We start from the raw sequence: 21,498 nt of genomic DNA on the forward strand, positions 1-21,498 counted from the left end.
TTTAGGTTATAAAGAAGCATTTATGCTCCACGTGTATTCCGTGATGATAAATATAAGAGGACTACGATGCGCCAACAATACTAAATCGTGTCCTGTATTCCGGACAGAAATAAGACAAAAAGGGGAAATAGTGAGATATTTACGGCGCAGATCACATTTTTCGCGGGAATTAGAGTGATAACGCTCGCAAATATGGAGATATAAAATTTTAAATCAGGATGTTTTTGATTTTCAGATCTGGAACGCTGCTCGCAGCGTGGGCCGGATAAAACACATCCGGCACCACGTAGACTGAATTTACAGGGTAATCGTCAGCACATCCTCACCAGGCGTGATGACCATTCCCCACTCGCTGCCCGCAGATGAACCGCCCATCACGCCGCTGATCTGCGCAATATTACGCAGGCACAGCGTCCAGTTACGCGCTTCGCCACTCCCTTGCACGGTGATGGTATTACCCGCACGCGTCGCCTTCAGCGTGAAGATAACCGAACCGTCAGCCGCCGGGACTTCACAAATCGCTTCCCGGCCCTCCTGCAGATGGAACAGCTGGAAGGCGGTCCCTTCGTGCCAGGCGTAGTCCGGCTTCTGATTATTGCGCCCCAGCGCCAGCAGGGTGTTGTCGCGCACATACACCGGCAGACTCAGGAAGTCATGCCTCTGTTTATGCCAACGGCTGCCAGCCACCTCGTCGTTATGCCACAGATGCGTCCAGCGTCCTTCCGGCAGGTAGAACTGCACATCTCCTGCCTCGCTAAACACCGGCGCAACCATCACGCTATCGCCCAGCATGTACTGGCGGTCGAGATAGTCGCATGCCGGATCGTCCGGGAACTCCAGCATCATTGCGCGCATCATCGGCGTGCCTTGCTCATTGGCGCGTGCCGCTTCGCGATACAGGTACGGCATCATACGGCATTTCTGTTCGGTGAAGTAGCGCACCACATCGCAGGATTCGTCATCGTACGCCCACGGCACACGGTAGGATTTACTGCCGTGCAGGCGGCTGTGGCTGGAGAGCAGCCCGAACGCACACCAGCGCTTGTAGACGTGCGCCGGGGCGGTATTCTCAAAGCCGCCAATATCGTGGCTCCAGAAGCCAAAGCCGGACAGACCGATAGACAACCCGCCCCGCAGGCTTTCGGCCATCGATTCATAGTTGGCGTAGCAGTCACCGCCCCAGTGCACCGGAAACTGCTGCGCGCCCACGGAGGCCGAACGGGCGAACAGCACAGCCTCTTCTTCACCGACGGTTTCTTTCAGCACGTTCCACACCAGTTCGTTGTAGATGTAGGCATAATGGTTGTGCATTTTCTGCGGATCGGCACCGTCAAACCACTGCACGTCCGTGGGAATGCGTTCGCCAAAGTCAGTTTTGAAGCAGTCAACGCCGATATCCACCAGATCTTTCAGCTTGTTGGCATACCACTCGCAGGCTTGCGGATTGGTGAAGTCATAAATCGCCAGACCCGGCTGCCATTTATCCCATTGCCACAGGGAACCGTCCGGACGTTTGAGCAGATACCCTTTCTCTTTCAATTCATTGAACAGCGGGGATTTCTGACCGATATAGGGGTTTATCCAGACGCAGACCTTCAGCCCTTTCTCCTTCAGGCGACGGATCATGCCTTCCGGGTCCGGGAAGGTCGCCGGATCCCACTCAAAGTCGCACCACTGGAAGGCTTTCATCCAGAAACAGTCGAAGTGAAAGACGTGCAGCGGCAGATTGCGCTCGGCCATGCCGTCGATAAAGCTGTTCACCGTCGTTTCATCATAATTGGTGGTGAACGACGTGGTCAGCCACAGGCCGAACGACCAGGCGGGCGGCAGCGCCGGACGACCGGTAAAGCGGGTATAGCGATCCAGCACCGCTTTCGGCGTTGGGCCGTCGATGACGAAATACTCCAGATACTCGCTTTCAACGCTGAACTGCACTTTCGACACTTTCTCAGAGCCGATTTCAAACGACACGCATTGCGGATGGTTCACCAGCACGCCGTAGCCGCGGTTGGTGAGATAAAACGGGATGTTCTTGTAAGACTGCTCGGTACTGGTGCCGCCATCGCGGTTCCAGGTTTCCACCGTCTGGCCGTTACGTACCAACGCGGTAAAGCGCTCCCCCAGCCCGTACACCGTTTCCCCAACGCCCAGATCCAGGCGCTCAAACATATAGTTTTTCCCGCTGTGGGTATCCTGGACATAACCGTTATTTTTCAACTGGCTGCCGGTAATACGTGCCCCGTTACGCAGGAAATCCAGCGACCAGAACTCACCTTTGGTGACCCGCACGCTCAAATTACCGCTCTTCAGTTCGGCAAATTCAGCGGTGTTTTGCATCTCGACGTTGACGTCCTGCCGCACGTTCAACGGGTAGTGCGGACCGTTATCCAGCGCGCCCTGGAAGTGTTCCATACGCACGCCAACCACGCCTTCCTGCGGCGAGAAAAAGCGTAGGGTGAAGAGTGGGGTATCCAGTTGCCAGGTACGTTCACGCACGTCGCGCGGCGCAACGTAGACGATCATCTCGTTACCCTGCTGTTCGACCTCGAATACCTGAATCGGGTGAGTTAAATTCAGGCCAGGTTGCGTCAGCCAGTTACCATCGCTAATTTTCATCGTCAGTTCCTTAGTTCTGTAATTCTTTCGTCGTAAAATCCTGCTGATTGCGGCGCGCGCCCTGAGCCAACTGGCTCATAATTTCCGTCAGATACGGCGTTTTCAGGGTATAGAAGCGTTTGGCGATCACGGCACTCAGCAGGTAACAAATAGCCGGGACAATCGTGAACAATGCGATAATGATGCTGATGGTGGCGCTGTTCTGGGTTTTCGCTGCGGCATCGTAACCGCCGCCCGCCAGCATCCAGCCGATCATCGCCCCACCGAGCGCCAGACCCAGCTTGAGCACGAACAGCGTGCCCGCAAAGCTGATCCCCGTCAGACGTTTTCCGTTGCACCACTCGCCGTAATCAACGGTGTCGGACATCATTACCCACTGGATGGGCGTCACGAGCTGATGCAGTACGCCAATCACGAAGATGAAGACGAACATGGTGATGTTGGCGTGCATCGGCACGAAGAACATCGCCAGGCTGACGACTGCCAGCAGGGCGTTCGTCCACCAGAAGACGCTGACTTTGCATTGCCAGTCGGTCAGCGGTTTTGCCAGCGCAGAGCCGATCAGGTTGCCGACGCAATAAGTGGTGAGGAAGGCGACAAACACTTCCGGCGTGCCCAGGATCCAGGTGACGTAATACATCATCGCCCCGCCGCGAACACAGACGGCCAGGATGTTGAGGATGGTCAGCAGGCCGACAATGCGCCACTGGTCGTTTTGCCAGATGTCGCGCAGGTCTTCACGCATTGAGGTGCTGCTCGGCGGCGCTTCCACGCGTTCTTTGGTTGTGAAGAAGCAAAACGCCAGCATCAGGAACGCCACTACCGAGAGCACGGCAATCCCGCCCTGGAAGCCCAGCGCTTTATCTTCGCCGCCAATCAGATTCACCAGCGGCATCATCAGCACGGTGGAGAGCATGCCGCCCGCCGTCGCCAGCACGAAGCGCCATGATTGCAGGGAGATGCGCTGCGTCGGGTCATTGGTGATAACACCGCCCAGCGCGCAGTAGGGAATATTCACCACGGTATAAAGCAGGGTCAGCAGCGTGTAGGTGATGGCGGCATAAATCATTTTGCCGTGCAGGCTGAGGTCTGGCGTACTGTAAGCGAGCACACAGACCAGACCAAACGGCAGAGCGCCAAACAGCACCCACGGACGGAATTTCCCCCAGCGCGACCGGGTACGGTCGGCCAGTAGCCCCATGCAAGGGTCTGAGATAGCATCCAGTGCGCGGGCCAGCAGAAACATGGTGCCGACAAATCCGGCAGGAATACCAAAAATATCGGTATAGAAAAACATCATATATAACATGACGTTGTCGAAGATAATATGACTGGCGGCATCGCCCATGCCGTAGCCGATTTTCTCTTTAACAGACAGAATCTCACTTTTCATTACGCATCCTTGTTTGCACTTTCTCACGCGCTGGTACCGGTTACAGCTTTTGTAAACCATCCCTGTGGGCGCGGGTATTCCGATATCTCGTTATCAAATTACGATTCTTGTTTTCTGTGATCGGGGTAGCGTCAAAAAATAATCATCACTGTAACTTATGGATTTCGTAGGGATTTATTTGAAACGGGTCATGGTAACGTGAAACGGAAGTTAAAAAAGTGAGTGAGGGGGTGTGGAAACGTTTGGAAGTAGCTATAATGCGCCCCGCCTCCATGTAGCAATCGAGGCGCGGAAGATCGTCATCTCCGGTGAGGTGGCTGGACTTCAAATCCAGTTGGGGCCGCCAGCGGTCCCGGGCAGGTTCGACTCCTGTGATCTTCCGCCAAAATGCTTATATCATCCCAGCCATTTGCCCTATCCTCTCACCATATATATGCTTTTATAATTCTCGCCCAAAATCTCTAATTCCATTTATTTTTATCGAGAATCTCATATGAGTACAGCCCTTACGATAATGGCTATTGCAGCTACAGTAATTAGTCCATTATTAGCCATTCAGACACAGAAATTTATAGAAAGATATTACCAAAAAAAATCATTGAAAATTGATATATTCAAACAGCTTATGGCTACCAGATCTCAGAATGCAAGGTTGTCCAGTGAGCATGTTCGTGCATTAAATATGATTGACTTAGCATTTTATGGAAAAATAAAAAGAGGAAAGGCCAAGAGAAGCGCCTCTGAGAGCAATGTCTTATCCTCATGGAAGCTTTATTTTGCACATTTGAATACATCTTATCCAGATAATGATAATACATTAGGTGCCATATGGAACCAAACAAGCAACAATCTTTTTCTGGACTTGCTTTCAGAGATAGCAAAAGATATTGGCTATGATTTTGAGCGAGTTCAATTACAAACAGCTATATACTCACCTGTGGCCCACGGGGCAATAGAAAACGATCAATTAAAAATTAGACAGGGGTTAGCTGCAATATTCTCAGGAGAAAATGCTTTAAAAATGGAAATTATAAATATTCCCGGAAGGCAGGAGCATTAATCCACTCACCTCTTCTCTTCAGGCTCAGTATCCAACCTCACCAACGCCTTTCGTCCCAGGGTTTTGAGCCAATTCCCTAAACTCATTCCTTCAGACTTTACGCCGGCCTACGAACTGCACACAGCAAAAAATAACGTTGCGGCCTTTCATTTTCAGTTGTTCGGTTTTACCGAACAACTGCAATAACCATCATATTTAATACGTAAAAAAGCCGCCGATCGGTTAATCAGCGGCTTTTCCATTACCTGCAACTACGTCAGAAGTTATATTTCACACCGAGCATACCGCGGGTATCGCTGTAGCCTTTATCGCCGACCTGTTGGGCCACGTTGCTCCATACGTTAAGACGCGGAGTGATTTGACCTTCAACACCGATTTTCAGCTCGCCGATGTTTTTGGTGCCGCGCATGTCGTTGCTTACATCATCCATTTTCACGCTGGTTGTCTGCGTGTTGTGGATCCAGTTGGCTTCAACAAACGGCTGGAACTCGCGAGATTTACCGTCGTCGATGGCGTTGTGACCGTTGATAAAGGCTTTTACACCCAGACGGGTCATCAGGTTGCCATCGGTGTTGTCCCTCACGCGGGTACCGTTCGCTTCGCGGTGGCTGTCGGCCTGCACATCCATCCACACCACCTGCGCTTTCGGTTGCAGCCAGTAGCTATTGCGCTCGTTTTCACCCAGTTTGAAGCTGTAACCGGCTTCAACAGAAGCGGTTATCCCGCTGGATTTGTATTTCTCTGTCGCCTGTTCCTGGCCCATCACTTTGTTATCAAACCAGTTGTACAGCGCCCAGGTATCCACGTAGGTACCGGTCTTGTCGGCGTCATTGGCATACCATGTGCCGTACAGTCCCACGCTGTAACCGGTGACCTGACCACGTGAATGGTAGCCGGTCAGGCTGGACTGCGTGCGGTTCTGGCTATTGGCATAACCTGCCATCGCGCCAAGATGCCAGCGGTCGAGACCGTCGCTACTCCACTGCGCCAGATCGCCGCCTAACTGCAAGACATAGCTGTTGCTTTGGGTTTTCAACTGTCCGCTACCGTCTTTGAAGCGGGTATGCGCTCCAACGTTACGCATCCACAGGCTGGTGACTTTTTTCTCGCCCGTCAGCATGTCGATGTACTGCGTTTCACCCAGACGGTCGTGCAGTCGGGTCATAAACAGCGTGTTAGCGGCGTAATTGTTTGCCAGATAACTGCCTGCTTCCGGGCGGTACTGCTGCTCAGTGACAGGAGGCGCAACGGGTTCTTCCGGCTCAGGGATAATCGGGTCTACAGGATCGACCGGGTCTGGATCTACTGGACCTGGGTCAATAGGGTCAACCGGATCCGGGTCAACGGGGTCGGGGTCGATGGGATCAACCGGGTCCGGATCGACGGGGTCCGGCTCTTCCGGATCCGGCGGAGCCGGAATAAAGCTGGTCAGATACCAGTTGCTACCCTTCTGCACAACGTTATAGTCGTACGCTCCGGCAACAATACGGCCCGCTTTCTCAAAAGTACCGTCAGAATTACCGGCCACTTCGATGATCTCAATGCCTTCAACGGTCTGCGCCCCGGTTCCGCCAATATTGTTCACCGCTACAAACGCGTTACCCGCGGTGTTGCCGAGCACTTTCAGCTTGTCGGTTTCGGAGGTATCGTCATTCAGGACGGTATTGAAAACCAGTTTGCCGCCGTTTCCGGTAAAATCTTCATTGATGGTAAGCGTCTGCCACGGTTCACCGTCAGCATGCCCAAAGTTCACCACTGACCCGCTGTTCAGCGTCAGGTCGGTGAGCGTTGAGCTGTTGGTCATATTCCAGGTCGCGTCGCTCATTTGCAGCGAGATAACGCCCGTCCCGGCAGTGGCGCTGGTGATGTATGACGCCCCGCTCCACAACGAGTTGTCGGTCATGTTGAGCTTAATGGTACTGTTTTGCTGCGGCAGGCTGCTGGTTGCAGCAGTCGCGCCGGCGGCGTGAAGATCGCCATCGATAAGAAAGCGCCCGCCAGCGGAGCCGTCTACGGTGCCGCCCGTTTCGGTGCTGATCGCATAGCTTTCATTGCTGTGATTGCCCGCCATGGTAATGGCGGCACCGCCTGCCAGGTTTATCGCCCCGCGTGAAGTCGCATACAGGCCGCGTGGCGCTTTACTGTATGACGCCGCTTTCGCCGAACTGTTGACGTTGATTGTTGCATTTTCGCCGAGATTTACGGTCGCGTTGGTGGAGTAGACCGCATGTGCGCTAACGCCATTGACCGTAATCGTCGCGTTGTTGCCCAGTTCTGTTTTGGAAGACGAGGCGGCATAAATCCCCGTGGAAGAGGCACCCGATGTCTCAATGGTGGCGTCATTGCCAAGCAGGATCGAGGAACCGCTCTGCCCGGTGCGAAGACCTTCTGAACTGTCACCTGTCGTCACAATGTGTGCCCGGTCGCCAACGACAATCGTATTTTTGGCCTGCGTGGCGTCTTTCATTGCGTTTGCAGTGATGCCACGTCCCTGGGTACCGGTGGTCTGAATATACAGATCGTCGCCGACATAAATGCTGGCCGATCCTTTCCAACCCTGGCTATAGGAGTTGTAACCGGCGTTAATACCGTCACCATCCTGACCGTCCACATAAATGCTGGTGCGGTCGCCTGTAATGATAAAGACTGGGTTATCAGGCGTATTGGCCCCATGCGTGCGGATACCGTCAACATCTTTACCATTATTGGCGGCATTCTTCGACTGTGTGCGAATCGTCAGGTCGTCACCGAAAATAACGCCCGGGCTACCCGTGGTACTATTCTGAATAACGGTAACAGAGTGCTCAAAAGCTTCAGCACCGGGTCCATTAATCGTTAATCCATTGCCATAAACGGGAATAGTACCCGCACTCCATTGATAAACATAATTCGGCATGGCGCTGGTTTTAGCGAAATTGGCATTTGCCTGCGCAGGTATTATTGCCTGCAACTCTGGGGGCAAACTACTAACCAGTCCGCTGGAAGGAAGACTATCAACGTCAACCCATGCCGCATGGCTTGAAAATACCATAGAGGTTAATGCGGCTGAAACCGCTATGGCAATACGAGAGTAAGATTTGGGATTTGGCATATTAGCCTCCTGCTATCAGGCGTAGAGCGTCCACCACATCGCAAGGATGTGAAAATAATAGAAATCAGAAATGCGTTATAAAATATTCGACAATATTTGATGAATACTATGGCCTAACTTATCTTCAAGCCTGAGCTTGTAGACATATATTTTCTTAATATCGATATTATCTATTTTGGTAATTTGCTGAATGCTTTTTCCTGACACAAAGCGCTTCAGTAATATCATTTCTGTGTAATTGAGTGAGCGTCCGCGTTTACTGTTAGCGAGGTGACCGGTAAATAATCGGCGAATTTTCTGACGCTGAACCTCATCATCATCATCGGAATATATAATACCTTGAATTTTATTGCTTTTTGACAACCAGTAGTTGGCTAACGGCGCCAGGTTCCTGTCTGCTATCAACACAATATGCATACCGCTATAGGCCAGGCGGTCTACCCATTGCGGGTCGGCGAACAGGCGCAGATTCGGGAAAGAAAAGTCCACAAAAATAAACCCGCGCGACAAATGGTTTTGATTATTAAGCAGAAGTTTTTCAATAATTCCTTTTTGCAGAAAGCCATTTCCCTCTGGCCAGATCGCAAAAGCGGCACGGTGACAGTAGCTGGCGCGAACCGCAGTATCCGGAAATAATTGACAGGATAATTCACAGCTTATGCAACGAACACTCTGTGACGGTGATCTCTTCATCAAAAATGACTCCTGTTATTTTTCCATAAATATTTCATTGGTAAATAAATGTGTCAATCCGACACGTTTGACATTCCTTGTCAGTTAATAACAGTGGTGCTAATAAAATGTAATAAACTCCTGATGTGCTATTATGTATGGGCTGTGATTAATACGATTGCGCTAAGCTTTTTTGTGCCTTACCTCAGAATTACAGCCTGGGCATTAGGAATTTTATGCATAAATTCAGATTCCAGGATAAAACAGTAAAAAAGCACTATTTGCTAAAAAACAACCGATGTAAACGATACTCATTAATTACACAATACTGATAACTCAATCACCCTTGAAGTGCTGTGGATAAATATAATGATAATTCAGATAAAACTGTAATGAATTCTCATTATTTAACATTAGTTAATTCTCACCTAAGAACTGAAAAGCATAACTCATTGTATTTAAAGAGTTTTAATTCCTTAAGTAAAATTCTTATCTTCGATCACGTACAAAGAGTGAGGCATATTTTCGATTTGGATGTAAAATTTAAGGGAGATGTTGGCACACGCGGTGATACGTTGTGGTTACTGAGGGTTGGCAATTGTACCTTATCAATCAGTTGGTCGAATTTAATCCTGATAGCAAAAGTCTGGTCAATCGTCAGACCGGGCGGGCAATACAACTTCAGCTCCCAGCCTCACTTTGTTTTCTCTATTTAATTACTCACGCAAGTGACATTGTTTCGCAGAGCACGTTGATGAAAGTAGGTTGGGGCGAGAGAAATAATGTGACCACCACCAACACATTTTACCAGGCTATTCTGACGCTACGTAATGCGCTGGCGGATGTGGGGCTACCACGAGATACGGTGAAAACTATTTCCCGGCGCGGGCTCAGATTAAATGAAAATACGCAGGTAGAGGCAATAACGCATCCTGAGAGTGACGTTTACCAGCCGCCGGTTATAGAGGATTACGCGCCCCCAAAGATAATTCCTCCCGCGCCTCAACAAACGACGCGGGTACCCTGGTGGGACATTATTTTTAGCGCTGGCATCGTTATTGCCACCCTGCTTATCTGGCTGGTGTGGTATCAAACACGTCCTGTTATGCCGTTTAGTAAATTCGTGTCGGTTTCTATGCAGGTCCCCTCACGACAAAACTGTAAAATCTTTTACTCACCGAATGAGCACGATCAGGAGAATTATTTCAATCTGATGCAGTTGCATCCCTATCTCTGTGAAAACAACAAGCATGTGTTCCTTTCCGGCTACCGAAAAGCGGAGAGGATTGTGGCATTTGTCTGTGATAAAGATGCGCGGGTAGATGCTCACGCGTTTTGTACCACCCATTATTACTGGATGCGCGGGCAATGAAAAAAACACGCCACCTTATTTTGCTGGTGATCGGCCTGGCGACATTACTCGGCTCTGGTGGATGGCTATGGCATTCACGCTATGCCGAAAAACCGCTAAATTGCGTTGGAAATGTTGAATGGAATATTGGCAGCAACCGCTTTGCCGGTACGATTTCATTCCGAATGTACAAAGATGCAGGGCTATCGACCATTACCGGAAAACTGTACGGACGTAATACCTCAGACATTAGCAGGAACATCTATTTCAACTATACCAGGCAGCACGAAGCCCGAGTGCTACAGGCGATGCAGGTGGTCAAAACCTTTGCTGATAGCGCCGATGAAGCTGATATTAACAACACATTACCCGGATTTTATCGCCAAAGCGGACGAACCCTAAGCCTGGTCATGGAGGAGTATAAGGGCGCATGGATTTTTGCCAGCTCCAATGTACCCTCGCTGTACTGCCGCAAAAGGTAACGTCTTATCCGGATACAAAAAGCGCGCCTCCCCAATGGAATTCATATTTTCCATCATCGACTTACGCGACATGGGTCACTGAATCCACTAATAACCCATTGCTATTCTTCATCCCGAATCAGGAAACATCCTGAATACCACGATATCCATTGCGTAATAATTAAGCGAAATGGGCGTTTTATTTTGCCCAGAAGACTTCAACCTACAGATGGATATTTGGAGAAGACGTGGGCAGGGGCGTTTATCTCTCTCGCGAGCAATGTCTGAGCGTTCAGGCGTTATCGCACTTCAGGAAACGGTGTGTTTCCGGTGTATTTTTGGCGTACATATGAGGGATACGTAATGTTTACTTTTAAAAAGTGCCTGATTGCACTTTCTATAAATTTGGCCGTTGTTTCATCAGGTTTTGCCTGTACGACCCTGCTGGTCGGTAACGAAGCATCAGCGGACGGCTCTATGCTGGTAGCCCGTAGCGCAGACAGCGATGCCCTAAAAGCGCAACATTTTGTCATTCATCCGGCAAAACAGAATCAGACCGGGGTATACAGTACCAAAGCACATAACGGTGCGAATGACTTTACCTGGCCGCTCCCCAAAAACTCTCTGCGTTATACCACCGTTCCAAACTGGAAAACTCAACTGCACGGCGCGACCGGATTTAACGAGCTGGGCGTTGGCGTGAGCGGCACAGAATCTATTTTTGCCTCACCAAAAGCGCTGGCCGCCGACCCGTACGTTGAGGATAAAGGGATCACCGAAGACGATATTCCGGATATTCTGCTGTCGCAGAGTAAAAACGCGCGTGAAGCCGTGGCGCTGCTGGGCCATATCGTTGAGACCGTCGGCGCAGGTGAAGGCTTTGGCGTTGCCGTCGTCGACGATAACGAGATCTGGTACCTGGAAACCGGCAGCGGCCATCAGTGGATGGCGCAGCGTCTGCCAAATAACCAGTATTTTGCCACCGGTAATCAGGGCCGCTTACAGGATTACGATCCGAAAAACCCGGACATGATGGCGTCAAAAAACCTGATTCAATTTGCGACTGAAAAAGGTCTGTACGAACCAACAAAAGATGGCAAATTCAACTTCTCCAAAGCCTATACCCGTGATGATGAGCGCGATCGCACGTATAACGATCCTCGTGTATGGACCATCCAGAAAGAGTTCAATCCTTCCGTAAACCAGGATATGGCCAAAGGGCGTGAATTCCCGGTCTTCATGACGCCAGAGAAGAAAATGACGCTGGACGATGTGAAGGCCGTACTGCGTAATCATTACGAAGGCACCAGCCATGACCCCTACACCAACGGTCTGAACGGCAAAGAACCATGGCGTCCGGTCAGCGTCTTCCGCACCTATGAAGCGCACGTTATGCAGGTCCGTCCGTGGTTGCCAAAAGAGATTGGTGAAACGACCTACATTGGTCTGGGCATGGCCGACCTCACCGCTTTTGTTCCGTACTACAGCGGCCTGAAAGCGTATCCGGCAAACTACACGATGGGTAGCGACAAAGCGGACGATCAATCCATTTACTGGAAATACCGCAAGCTACAGACGTTGACGATGACTGATTATCCGAAGCTCGCGCCAATCGTCAAAAAAGCCTACAAAGCGTGGGAAGACAAAGTGGCGAAGGAGCAAAAAGAGGTCGAAGCAGAGTACCTGAAGATGGCCAAAACTGATAAACCAGCCGCCGATAAGATGCTGAATGACTTCAACCTGCGCATCATGGCCGACGCCGAGAAGCTGACGGAAGACCTCACTAATCAGTTGTTTACCATCCGCACGAAAGATATTCAGTCTGATATTTTCTTTGCAAACGCGGCGAAAAAAGACTGAGTAACAACGCGATAATATTCTGGCGCAAGCGCATATTAGCTTTGCGCCAGCATTTCACACCGCGCCTTCACCGCGTCGTGCAGCAGACGGACCGCCGTCGAAAGCTGCTTCCGATGCGGGCAAATCATATTCAGAGGAACTTTCTCCCCCTGATAATCCGGCATCAGCAGTTGTAATCGACCGTCACGCACATCCTCGCTGACATCCAGCCACGACTTGTACGCCACGCCTTCTCCGGCAATCGCCAGCCGTCGAATAACTTCCGCATCGTCGCTCATAATGGTGCCGTTAACCTGTACACTGCTGACCTCGCCGTTACGCGTAAACGTCCAGCGATCGTGCAGGCGGCCGCGTAATACGAAGGTCATGGCGTTGAGCTGAGTTAAATCGTCCGGGGTTTGCGGCGCGCCGTTTTGCTTAACCCATTGCGGTGATGCCACCAGCACGCGTCGATTACCCGGTGCAACGGGCAGTGCAATGTAAGACGCGTCTTCAATGTTGCCATAGCGAAACGCAACATCGACGGGATCTTTAAAGACATCCGTCACCTGGTCAGAGAAAAAAATCCGCAGGCGCAGCGCGGGATAGCGGCGTCGAAACGACTGAAAGACGGGCAGCAGCAGGTTACGACCGAGATCGGAAGGCACGGCGATTTGCAGCGTGCCTGACACTTCATCTTCCGGGGTCTGAATTTTTTGCAGCCCGGCATGCATCACATCCAGCATCTGGCGAGCATAGGGCAGCCAGACCTCGCCCTCCGGCGTCAGGCGCAGGCTGCGCGTGGAGCGGGCGAACAAGCGGATAGCCAACGTAGACTCCAGGCGCTTGATAGCAGAACTGACCTGGGCAGGCTGAACCCCGACTTCACGCGCGGCATCGCTAAAACTATTCAGCGCCGCGGCGCGGACAAACAACGTGAGATCTTCAAGCCGGAACATTTTCACTCCCCGAGTATAAGTCCTGTCGCCGTACGGCTATTTTTCCCGTTCTGCTACCGGTTTACCATCACATTATTCAAAAGATATACCCTAAATAATTCGAGTTGCATGAAGGCGGCAAGGGAGTGAATCTCCAGGAGCATAGCAAACTATGTGACTGGAGTGAGCGAGCGCAGCCAACGCACATGCAGCTTGAAGTATGACGGGTATAAAAGATTCCTGTGACCGGAGAGATTATGAAAGCCATCGCTATTACCCACGCCGCGACCGACGGCAATAACATTGAATTTTTACAAGAGATTGATCTGCCCATGCCAGTCGCCACCGGGCACGATCTGCTGGTTGAAGTGAAAGCCATTTCCGTCAACCCCGTTGATACCAAGGTCCGCGAAGGTTTTAACGCTGATGTACCGCGCGTGCTGGGGTGGGACGCTGTTGGCGTGGTGAAGTCCGTGGGTGAAGCGGTCACTCTGTTCGCACCTGGCGATGAAGTCTGGTACGCCGGTGCGCTGGGTCGCGCTGGCAGTAATAGTGAATTTCAGTTGGTTGATGAACGTATTACCGCGCTGAAGCCGCAATCACTGGATAATGCTTCTGCGGCGGCGCTGCCGCTAACCGCCATCACCGCCTGGGAAATGCTGTTTGACCGTCTGGGTATTGCGGAAAACGACAATGAAAATGATGTGTTATTGATTGTTGGCGCGGCTGGCGGCGTCGGTTCTATCCTGACGCAACTGGCCAGTAAGTTGACCAAAATGACCGTCATCGGTACGGCATCACGTCCACAGAGTCAAAAATGGGTACGTGAAGCGGGCGCTCATCATGTAATTGACCACAGCAAACCGCTGACGGAAGAGCTGACACGGATAGGTATTAAAGAGGTGACGCACGTTGCCAGCCTGAACAATACCGAGCAGCACTATTCGCAAATTATTGCCGCCCTGGCGCCGCAGGGCAAACTGGCGCTGATTGACGATCCGCAATCCCTCGATGCGCGTCCGCTGAAGGCCAAAAGCATTTCGCTGCACTGGGAGTTTATGTTCACCCGTTCAATGTTTACCACCCATGACATCATTGCGCAGCATCAGCTATTGACCCGCGTGGCACGGTTGATCGACGACAATATCCTCCGCACCACGCTGGGCGAGCATTTTGGCGCGATCACCGCGGCGAATCTGCAAAAAGCCCACACGCAAATTGAAACCGGTCGCTCGGTCGGCAAGATTGTGCTGGAGGGGTTTTAATATGTCTGATTCAGAAGTAATTTCAATTATTGCGGTACTGAAAGCCAGACCGGGGAAAATCGACGCACTGAAACACGCGCTGCAGGCCCTGCTGCTGCCCACGCGCCGGGAGCCAGGCAATATTGAATATGCCCTGTTCCAGCTACGCGACACGCCGGATGAGTTCTACGTACGCGAATCCTGGCGCGGCCAGGCCGGTCTGGACGAACATATCGCTTTGCCGCATTTCCAGACGTTCATTCTGCAAATGAACGATCTGCTGGCCGAACCACTACGGCTGGATTATCTGACGCCGATTGCACCTTGATGTTATCGCCAGCCCCCCTGCCGAGTGGGGGGCGTTGTCAGCCATGCCTCCCTCGCTTCGCTATCTCTGCTATGATGCCTGCACACAAATAAAACAAAACAACATGCCGAGGAAAAGATGAGTTCCACCAGAAGAGGGATGATGAATGTCCTGATTGCCGCCGTATTATGGGGAAGTTCAGGCGTTTGCGCGCAGTACATCATGGAGCAAAGTCAGATGTCGTCGCAGTTTCTGACCATGACGCGCCTGATATTCGCCGGGCTAATTCTGCTGATGCTCTCTTTCGTTCACGGCGACAAAGTGTTCTCCATAATTAAAAACCGCAAAGATGCTATTAGCCTGCTGATTTTCTCCGTAGTCGGGGCGCTTACCGTCCAGCTAACTTTTCTGCTGACCATCGAAAAATCCAACGCCGCCACCGCGACGGTGCTGCAATTTTTGTCACCGACCATTATCGTGGCGTGGTTCTCCGTGGTGCGCAAAGCGCGACCGGGGATTTTAGTGCTGACCGCAATCTTCACCTCGCTTATCGGCACCTTCTTATTGGTCACCCACGGTAACCCGACGTCGCTATCAATCTCACCTGCCGCGCTGTTCTGGGGAATTGCCTCGGCGTTTGCCGCCGCGTTTTATACTACCTACCCTTCAACGCTCATCGCGCGCTACGGCACGCTGCCGGTCGTCGGCTGGAGTATGTTGATCGGCGGGATGATCCTGCTGCCGTTTTATGCCGGGCAAGGCACTAATTTCGTGGTGAATGGCAGTTTGATTCTGGCGTTTTTCTATTTGGTGGTTATCGGCACATCGCTCACGTTTAGCCTGTACCTGAAAGGCGCGCAGATGATTGGCGGACCGAAAGCGAGCATTTTAAGCTGCGCTGAACCGTTGAGCAGCGCGTTGCTGTCCCTGCTGCTGTTAGGCATTACCTTTACCCTGCCAGACTGGCTGGGCACGCTTTTGATCCTCTCTTCGGTAATACTTATCTCAATGGACTCACGTCGCCGCGCCAGAGCGGTTTAACCTCAACCAGCGCGGCAACGGGTCATGATTACCAGCCCGGAACCGCGCCGCCGTTAAAGATAGTTTCTGCCGCCTTCGCCACTTCCGGTGACTGATAAGATTGCAGGAATTCTTTTACATTCTCGGCATCTTTATTGTCTTCCCGCGCCACCAGAATGTTTACGTACGGTGAGTTTTTATCTTCAATAAATACGCTGTCATGTACCGGGGAAAGCCCGGTTTGCTGGATGTAGGTGGTACTGATAATCGCTACATCCACTTTTTGATCGTCCAGCACGCGCGGTAACTGTGCGCCTTCCAGTTCCATAATATTCAGATGCCGCGGATTATCAGTAATATCCAGCGCCGTTGGCAGCAGGCCAGTATCCGCTTTCAGAGTGATTAACTTCTCTTTTTGCAGCAGCAACAGCGCCCGCCCGAGGTTGGTTGGGTCGTTAGGTATCGCAATCGTCGCACCGTCTTTTAGCTCAGCAACGCTTTTGATTTTCTTCGAATATCCAGCCATCGGGAACACAAAGGTATTACCCACCGCGACCAGCTTATAGCCGTGCGCTTTATTATCTTGTTCAAGGAACGGACGATGCTGGAAGACGTTAGCATCCAGCTCACCATGGTTAGTGGCATCGTTGGGCAGCAGAGAGCCGCTAAACCCCACCAGCTCCACCTCCAGGCCATATTTTTCTTTAGCGACTTTCTTCGCGACTTCCGCCACGTCCTGTTCTGCGCCGTTAATCACGCCCACTTTGATATGCTTTGCACCATTGCTCTGCTGATCGCATCCTGCCAGCAATAATCCCGCCAGTAATACCACCGCCCCGGCCCCGAAATAAGGTATCTTCAGTTTCACATTTTATCCTTTTGCAATAACCGCCTGATGAGTAATGAAATGACTATAGCGGGAAGGCCGCTGCGGTTTAAAAAACGAAAAAGCATCAGCAAGAAGAAAAAAGCATAAAGCAGACATATGGACAAAAATGCCCGGTAGCGCTTACGCTGACCGGGCTGGTGACATGAGGTTATCTGTAGGCCGGATAAGCGAAGTGCCATCCGGCGATAACAACATCACACCATCTCTTTCACTATCTCCATCAACCTGACGACGTCTGCAGGCCGGGTATTGCCGGTCTGTGGGTCAATAATCGAGCTGTAAACATGCGGCATGACGCGCGGTACTCCCGCCTCCAGACAGGATTGCAGGATAACGCCGAAGTTTTCGAGATCGATCCCGCCGGTCGGTTCAATCAGCGTCATGCCGTTTCGTGCTGCAGTCGTCGCCAGTGCGTACAGCTCAGGAAGCGACCGCTCACCGCCCATCGGGAAGAATTTCGCCGCGTGAGCCCCGGAATCAAGCATCATACGTACCGCTGCATCGCAGGAAACGCGGGCTGGCGTTCCCTGGCTGCTGCTGACGCCGGTCGAGATCAACACTTCCCCCGGCGTGCCTGTGGGACTGACTAACGCATTGATATGGGTTTGTTCGCCGCCCGTGGCCGCCAGCGCCCCTGCCGCAAACCCACAACCGGTGAAGGTCTGGTTGACGTGTGCCGGATGGACCCGTGAGGCAATCATCGCCGCTTTGTAATACTGCGCCGGATCGCCCGCGCCCAACCCCACGGAAATTGATGGCACATCGGTCATCCAACGTTTTACTTCTTTGATCCCTTCTTCAACCGAGGAAAACTGCGCCGAAAGAATACCGATCACCGCGTGGCCTTCGGCAGCTTCATAGATTTCCCGGGCATTAGCGATATCCTTCGCCAGTACGTTAATGGCCACTTTATTCCGATAAAAATTAATCTGCTGCATGGTCTGCAATCTCCTTTAATCGCGCCACGATCAGCGCCATTTCCCCTTCTGCGACCGTACGCGGGTCAAGACTAAAAACGCCTTGATGAAGGTTGTAACGACGAGCGTAAATCGCGATTTCACCCCCGCGAAGTTGCGCTTCTACGGCGTAAGCATCCATTCCCAGCACCTGCGCATTCACCCGAATACGTATCCGCCAGATGGCGCGTCCGGCCTCATCCTGCTCGATATCCGCATCCAGTCCGCGAATCGCTGAAATCGCCTGCGCCACGGGGCGGAGCTCTTCAGCGGTGACCACGATTTGTTCCTGATGGTAGTTTTCCAGGGCATACACCAGCCCAACCATATTCTCTTTGCCGATTTTCATCGCCCGGGCAATCCCGTGGTGCTGCGCTTTACACGCGGCAATCCACTGTTTCTTCCCTGTGATAAATCCGGAGGTCGGCGCGTTAAAAGCTTTTGCCCCGCTGTAGACCACCATATCTGCCCCGCTCGCCACCCAGGCGTGTAAATCCTCCTCGGCGGCGGCATCGACAATTAGCGGCAGGTTGTGAACCTGCGCGACCTGCACAAAATCCGCAATGCTCAACATGCCTTTCTGCACACAGTGGTGCGATTTCACGTACAGCAGCGCGGCGGTGTTGTCGGTAATCGCGCTCTCTAGTTGCCAGTGGGCCGCCAGATTACTCGAGCCAACCTCCACCACCCGCCCGCCGCCCAGGCGGATGGCGCTGGTGATGGGCGCACCATAGTCAACGTTATGTCCGCGCAGCATAACCACTTCATTAGCCATACCTGCACTGTCCGGCATCAGCGTGACTCTTGCCTGGTCACCGCGGGTAATGGCGGCAGCAACAGCGATGGCAATACCCGCCGACGCACAGGAGGTGACATAGCTGTCTTCAGCGCCGGTGTAGCGGGAAACCAGTTCTCCGGTTCTGTCCACCAGCCGATCGATTTCAACAAAAGCCGAAGCTGCCCGCGCGGTGGCCTGCATCACTTCCGGGGCTACGCTGGAAACGCCCAAAATCGTCATTTTGCCGCAGGCGTTAATGACCTGTTTTAGCCCCAACTGTTGATAGATATTTTGCGTCATGGCTTACAGCACTCCCAGCAGCGAACAGACCACGCTGAGCGCGACAATCGACAGCAAAATCGTGGTATAACGCGGCCCTTTCTTCACCAGGTAGAAGTAAATGGCGAACACCGCCGCCAGCGGTAACAGACCGGGGGCAATAGAGTCGAGGATTTGCTGAACCACCACTTCAGAACCTTTCAGGGCACTGAGTTTTAACGGCGTGGTGATCTTGACGTAGCTAGCAGAAAGCGCCCCCATCATGATCAAGCCCAGCACGTTCGCGCCGTAAATAAGCTCCTTTATTCGCCCTCCCTGCAGCAGGCCAATTATCGAGTCACGTCCCAGCGTATAGCCTTTGTGAACCATGCCATAGCTGATTGCCAGCGTAATAGCAGGATAGAGAATTAACGGCACAATCCCGCCCATCGCGCTGCCATTGGCGGCGAACGGGATGAATATAGCAATTAACAGCGGCATCACGGCGGCCCAGATGATGGAGTCCCCCATCCCGGCCAGCGGTCCCATCAGTCCGGTTTTAATCCCGGTGATGGAGGCATCGCTGATCGGCTCGCCGCGCGTTTTCTGCTCCTCCATCGCAATGGAGATCCCCTGAATCACCGCCCCGAACGTCTGCTCCGAGTTGAAGAAGTTCAAATGGCGTTTCAGCGCTTCAACCTGCTCCTCTTTTTGCGGGTAGAGTTTTTTGATGATCGGCGTCATTGAGGCGCAGAAAATCAGGCTCTGCAATCGCTCATAGGAGCTGGAAACTTCCGCGCCCAGCCAGTAGATAAACCAGGCTTTGGTGATGTCTGCTTTAGTCAGCGTGCCGCTTTCACGCGCGCGCTCCACCAGTTCATGCTGCATTACGTCGCTGCTCATCATGCTGCTCCTTCATTTTTCGCCAGACCTTTAATCAGGAAGGCCACGCAGGTACCAAAGATTGCCATCGCCATGATGTCCACCTTCAGGTACAGCACCGCAAAGAATCCGCCGATAAACCACGGCAGCAGACTCTTTTTACCGATCACCATAATGGTGATGGCGAAGCCCAGCGCCGGCAGAATGCCGCCCATAATTTCAAAGGAGTGGGTGAGCCAGTGCGGCATCAGCTTCAGGAAGCTTTCCACCACGTCCTGACCAAAATAGTTAGCGGCGAAAACCACCGGGAAACGCAGCACCAGCCCGAGTAACGCCGGGTAGAGGAACGCACAGCGCATAATGCCCGCCATATTTGCCGTTTCCGCATGCTTGTCGGCCATATGCACCCACGCCGCGTTTAACGTGCGGCGCAGCTGGTCGAGAAACACGCCGATGACGCCAAACGGGATCGCCAGTGCGATAGCCAGGTTCGGGTCCATTCCGGCCTTCACGGCGATAGGAATTGAAATACAGGCAGCCAGCGCCGGATCCGACGGGACGTTGCCGCCCGGCGTGGAGGTCACGCCGAGATAAACCAGCTGCATACCTGCGCCGATGATCATCGCCGTTTCCATGTTGCCTAACAGCAGGCCAACGAATACGGCAATCACGACGGGTTGTAGCAGCATGGCTGAGAAGGTGTAGCCAAGGCGTAATCGGGCAAACCAGTAATACAACCCCATCAGGCTTGCAAAGACTAAAGTATCCATAATTAAGTACCCTGTTATCAAAGAATTAGAATTTTTTCAGGATATCGTCCAGCGACTGAGGCTTATCTTCCGGGATAGTCTGGAAGAACACCTGAATCCCACGATTTTTCAGGTCGCTCAGAATGCCGACGTCTTTTTCATCCAGCGTAATGTTCTGGAATACCGCTTTGCGGTTTGGCCCACCGCCCAGTCCACCGACCTGAATGGTAGTGACGTCAAATCCCAACTGGACCGCTTCCTGAACCGCCGCCAGAGAAGGGAACAGCACCAGCACTTTGCCGTCACCAAGCTGGTTTTCTTTCCAGGCTGCCGCAAAACTTTGGTTACTGAAACAATCCACTTTGATGTTCGGCGGCGCGGCCATCAGGTAGATGTTTTTCATAAACGGATCGGCATCCAGCTCATCGCTGACCACCGCAATCCGGTTTGCCTGAGATTGCCCAACCCATTTGGTCACCACTTGTCCATGAATCAGACGGCTATCGATACGACATAAAACGATGTTTGCCATGATGTTTATTCCTTATTGTGATTGTTGTAATTGACGTACGTGGGCAACAACGTCCAGGCAGCTGCTACGCCCGGCCTCGACCAGATCGGCCACGCAGGTGGTCAGTTGGCCATGCTCGCGTTTGTCGAGCGCCTCCAGTAACAACGAGGCGTTGAGCCCAGAAATCACTGCCACCGGGTAATCGGCGCTCAGCCGTGCCGCCACGTTAGAGGTGGTTCCGCCAATAAAATCGGTCAGGATCAGTGAGCCTTCCGGCATAGCTTTCACTACGGCTTCGACGCGCTGATAAAATTCGCCGAGCGTATCAACGGGCATCAGCGCAATTTCCGTCACGCCTTTGATTTCGCCCATCACCATGCGCAGGCTGTTGCAAAGCTGTTGCCCCCAGCCGCCATGGGTCAGCAGCAGGATCTGGGGCAAGGATTCAGTGGTAGTCAAAATGGCCTCCTGGCTCGATTACAT

Annotated in this window: 19 protein-coding genes and 1 tRNA gene; 8 read left to right on the top strand and 12 right to left on the bottom strand. The window is 52.3% G+C overall.

Annotated features, from left to right (window positions below; all coding sequences use genetic code 11):
* Positions 1-297: 297 nt before the first annotated feature.
* Together yicI and OGV77_RS08395 are read right to left on the bottom strand one after the other, a co-directional pair.
* The gene (gene yicI, locus OGV77_RS08390) at positions 298-2,616 is read right to left on the bottom strand and encodes an alpha-xylosidase (protein ID WP_087050743.1); all 2,319 of its coding nucleotides are present in this window, start codon (positions 2,614-2,616) and stop codon (positions 298-300) included.
* A gap of 10 nt (positions 2,617-2,626) precedes the next feature.
* Positions 2,627-4,009, bottom strand: a complete 1,383-nt coding sequence (locus tag OGV77_RS08395; protein ID WP_087050742.1) for a glycoside-pentoside-hexuronide family transporter — start codon at positions 4,007-4,009, stop codon at positions 2,627-2,629.
* A 290-nt stretch (positions 4,010-4,299) separates the two neighbouring features.
* Here OGV77_RS08395 and OGV77_RS08400 point away from each other — a divergent pair.
* A tRNA-Sec gene (locus OGV77_RS08400) sits at positions 4,300-4,394 on the top strand.
* Positions 4,395-4,502: 108 nt separating this feature from the next.
* A complete protein-coding gene (locus tag OGV77_RS08405) occupies positions 4,503-5,069 on the top strand; it encodes a DUF6680 family protein (protein ID WP_047407803.1) in 567 nt (188 codons plus the stop codon).
* 256 nt (positions 5,070-5,325) lie between these two features.
* Here OGV77_RS08405 and misL read toward each other — a convergent pair whose 3' ends face one another.
* Positions 5,326-8,160, bottom strand: a complete 2,835-nt coding sequence (misL, locus tag OGV77_RS08410) for an intestinal colonization autotransporter adhesin MisL (RefSeq protein WP_087050741.1) — start codon at positions 8,158-8,160, stop codon at positions 5,326-5,328.
* A 75-nt stretch (positions 8,161-8,235) separates the two neighbouring features.
* Positions 8,236-8,853: a helix-turn-helix transcriptional regulator gene (locus OGV77_RS08415; protein ID WP_043018761.1), complete on the bottom strand. Its 618-nt coding sequence runs from the start codon at positions 8,851-8,853 to the stop codon at positions 8,236-8,238.
* Between the two features lie 577 nt (positions 8,854-9,430).
* Between OGV77_RS08415 and OGV77_RS08420 the strand changes: the two genes are divergently transcribed.
* The 3 genes from OGV77_RS08420 (at position 9,431) to OGV77_RS08430 (ending at position 12,504) form a co-directional block, all read left to right on the top strand.
* Positions 9,431-10,204, top strand: coding sequence for a winged helix-turn-helix domain-containing protein (locus tag OGV77_RS08420; RefSeq protein WP_043018846.1), 774 nt, complete (start codon positions 9,431-9,433; stop codon positions 10,202-10,204).
* Positions 10,201-10,665 carry a hypothetical protein gene (locus OGV77_RS08425; protein ID WP_043018762.1) on the top strand — a complete coding sequence of 155 codons (465 nt, stop codon included), beginning with the start codon at positions 10,201-10,203 and terminating at the stop codon, positions 10,663-10,665. Before OGV77_RS08420 ends, OGV77_RS08425 begins: the two co-directional genes overlap by 4 nt.
* A gap of 342 nt (positions 10,666-11,007) precedes the next feature.
* Complete coding sequence (locus OGV77_RS08430) at positions 11,008-12,504, top strand: C69 family dipeptidase (protein ID WP_043018763.1); 1,497 nt, start codon at positions 11,008-11,010, stop codon at positions 12,502-12,504.
* 35 nt (positions 12,505-12,539) lie between these two features.
* Here the strand turns inward: OGV77_RS08430 and OGV77_RS08435 are convergent, their stop codons facing one another.
* Complete coding sequence (locus OGV77_RS08435; protein WP_043018764.1) at positions 12,540-13,442, bottom strand: LysR family transcriptional regulator; 903 nt, start codon at positions 13,440-13,442, stop codon at positions 12,540-12,542.
* Between the two features lie 236 nt (positions 13,443-13,678).
* Here OGV77_RS08435 and OGV77_RS08440 point away from each other — a divergent pair, with 236 nt between their 5' ends.
* The 3 genes from OGV77_RS08440 to OGV77_RS08450 all read left to right on the top strand — a co-directional run bounded on the left by OGV77_RS08440 (position 13,679) and on the right by OGV77_RS08450 (position 16,013).
* Complete coding sequence (locus tag OGV77_RS08440) at positions 13,679-14,686, top strand: zinc-binding alcohol dehydrogenase family protein (RefSeq protein ID WP_087050740.1); 1,008 nt, start codon at positions 13,679-13,681, stop codon at positions 14,684-14,686.
* 1 nt (position 14,687) lies between these two features.
* Positions 14,688-14,993, top strand: a complete 306-nt coding sequence (locus OGV77_RS08445) for a putative quinol monooxygenase (protein WP_087050739.1) — start codon at positions 14,688-14,690, stop codon at positions 14,991-14,993.
* A 117-nt stretch (positions 14,994-15,110) separates the two neighbouring features.
* Positions 15,111-16,013, top strand: a complete 903-nt coding sequence (locus tag OGV77_RS08450; protein ID WP_003827166.1) for a carboxylate/amino acid/amine transporter — start codon at positions 15,111-15,113, stop codon at positions 16,011-16,013.
* Between the two features lie 28 nt (positions 16,014-16,041).
* Here the strand turns inward: OGV77_RS08450 and nlpA are convergent, their stop codons facing one another.
* From nlpA to OGV77_RS08485, 7 genes are all read right to left on the bottom strand, one after another.
* Positions 16,042-16,860 (bottom strand): lipoprotein NlpA, encoded by an 819-nt coding sequence (gene nlpA / locus OGV77_RS08455; protein WP_075145461.1) that lies wholly within the window; start codon positions 16,858-16,860, stop codon positions 16,042-16,044.
* 215 nt (positions 16,861-17,075) lie between these two features.
* The gene (gene dagF / locus OGV77_RS08460) at positions 17,076-17,819 is read right to left on the bottom strand and encodes a 2-dehydro-3-deoxy-phosphogluconate aldolase (RefSeq protein ID WP_087050738.1); all 744 of its coding nucleotides are present in this window, start codon (positions 17,817-17,819) and stop codon (positions 17,076-17,078) included.
* Positions 17,806-18,915, bottom strand: coding sequence for a D-glucosaminate-6-phosphate ammonia lyase (gene dgaE / locus OGV77_RS08465; protein ID WP_087050737.1), 1,110 nt, complete (start codon positions 18,913-18,915; stop codon positions 17,806-17,808). The genes dagF and dgaE overlap by 14 nt, the downstream gene beginning before the upstream one ends.
* Before the next feature lie 3 nt (positions 18,916-18,918).
* Complete coding sequence (locus tag OGV77_RS08470; RefSeq protein WP_005121522.1) at positions 18,919-19,779, bottom strand: PTS system mannose/fructose/sorbose family transporter subunit IID; 861 nt, start codon at positions 19,777-19,779, stop codon at positions 18,919-18,921.
* Entirely contained in the window at positions 19,776-20,525 is a 750-nt protein-coding gene (locus OGV77_RS08475; protein ID WP_003023960.1) for a PTS mannose/fructose/sorbose/N-acetylgalactosamine transporter subunit IIC, read from the bottom strand. Before OGV77_RS08475 ends, OGV77_RS08470 begins: the two co-directional genes overlap by 4 nt.
* A 25-nt stretch (positions 20,526-20,550) precedes the next feature.
* Positions 20,551-21,036: a PTS sugar transporter subunit IIB gene (locus OGV77_RS08480; protein ID WP_043018770.1), complete on the bottom strand. Its 486-nt coding sequence runs from the start codon at positions 21,034-21,036 to the stop codon at positions 20,551-20,553.
* Between the two features lie 12 nt (positions 21,037-21,048).
* Positions 21,049-21,474: a PTS sugar transporter subunit IIA gene (locus OGV77_RS08485; protein ID WP_043018771.1), complete on the bottom strand. Its 426-nt coding sequence runs from the start codon at positions 21,472-21,474 to the stop codon at positions 21,049-21,051.
* Positions 21,475-21,498: the final 24 nt, after the last annotated feature.

The organism is Citrobacter sp. Ce129 (assembly GCF_030334545.1).
Taxonomy (GTDB): Bacteria; Pseudomonadota; Gammaproteobacteria; order Enterobacterales; family Enterobacteriaceae; genus Citrobacter; species Citrobacter europaeus.

Excerpts from the sequence above, each read along its gene's own strand:
- yicI (WP_087050743.1), bottom strand. The coding sequence starts at position 2,616 with ATGAAAATTAGCGATGGTAACTGGCTGACGCAACCTGGCCTGAATTTA.
- OGV77_RS08395 (WP_087050742.1), bottom strand. The coding sequence starts at position 4,009 with ATGAAAAGTGAGATTCTGTCTGTTAAAGAGAAAATCGGCTACGGCATG.
- OGV77_RS08405 (WP_047407803.1), top strand. The coding sequence starts at position 4,503 with ATGAGTACAGCCCTTACGATAATGGCTATTGCAGCTACAGTAATTAGT.
- misL (WP_087050741.1), bottom strand. The coding sequence starts at position 8,160 with ATGCCAAATCCCAAATCTTACTCTCGTATTGCCATAGCGGTTTCAGCC.
- OGV77_RS08415 (WP_043018761.1), bottom strand. The coding sequence starts at position 8,853 with ATGAAGAGATCACCGTCACAGAGTGTTCGTTGCATAAGCTGTGAATTA.
- OGV77_RS08425 (WP_043018762.1), top strand. The coding sequence starts at position 10,201 with ATGAAAAAAACACGCCACCTTATTTTGCTGGTGATCGGCCTGGCGACA.
- OGV77_RS08430 (WP_043018763.1), top strand. The coding sequence starts at position 11,008 with ATGTTTACTTTTAAAAAGTGCCTGATTGCACTTTCTATAAATTTGGCC.
- OGV77_RS08435 (WP_043018764.1), bottom strand. The coding sequence starts at position 13,442 with ATGTTCCGGCTTGAAGATCTCACGTTGTTTGTCCGCGCCGCGGCGCTG.
- OGV77_RS08440 (WP_087050740.1), top strand. The coding sequence starts at position 13,679 with ATGAAAGCCATCGCTATTACCCACGCCGCGACCGACGGCAATAACATT.
- OGV77_RS08445 (WP_087050739.1), top strand. The coding sequence starts at position 14,688 with ATGTCTGATTCAGAAGTAATTTCAATTATTGCGGTACTGAAAGCCAGA.
- OGV77_RS08450 (WP_003827166.1), top strand. The coding sequence starts at position 15,111 with ATGAGTTCCACCAGAAGAGGGATGATGAATGTCCTGATTGCCGCCGTA.
- dagF (WP_087050738.1), bottom strand. The coding sequence starts at position 17,819 with ATGCAGCAGATTAATTTTTATCGGAATAAAGTGGCCATTAACGTACTG.
- dgaE (WP_087050737.1), bottom strand. The coding sequence starts at position 18,915 with ATGACGCAAAATATCTATCAACAGTTGGGGCTAAAACAGGTCATTAAC.
- OGV77_RS08470 (WP_005121522.1), bottom strand. The coding sequence starts at position 19,779 with ATGATGAGCAGCGACGTAATGCAGCATGAACTGGTGGAGCGCGCGCGT.
- OGV77_RS08475 (WP_003023960.1), bottom strand. The coding sequence starts at position 20,525 with ATGGATACTTTAGTCTTTGCAAGCCTGATGGGGTTGTATTACTGGTTT.
- OGV77_RS08480 (WP_043018770.1), bottom strand. The coding sequence starts at position 21,036 with ATGGCAAACATCGTTTTATGTCGTATCGATAGCCGTCTGATTCATGGA.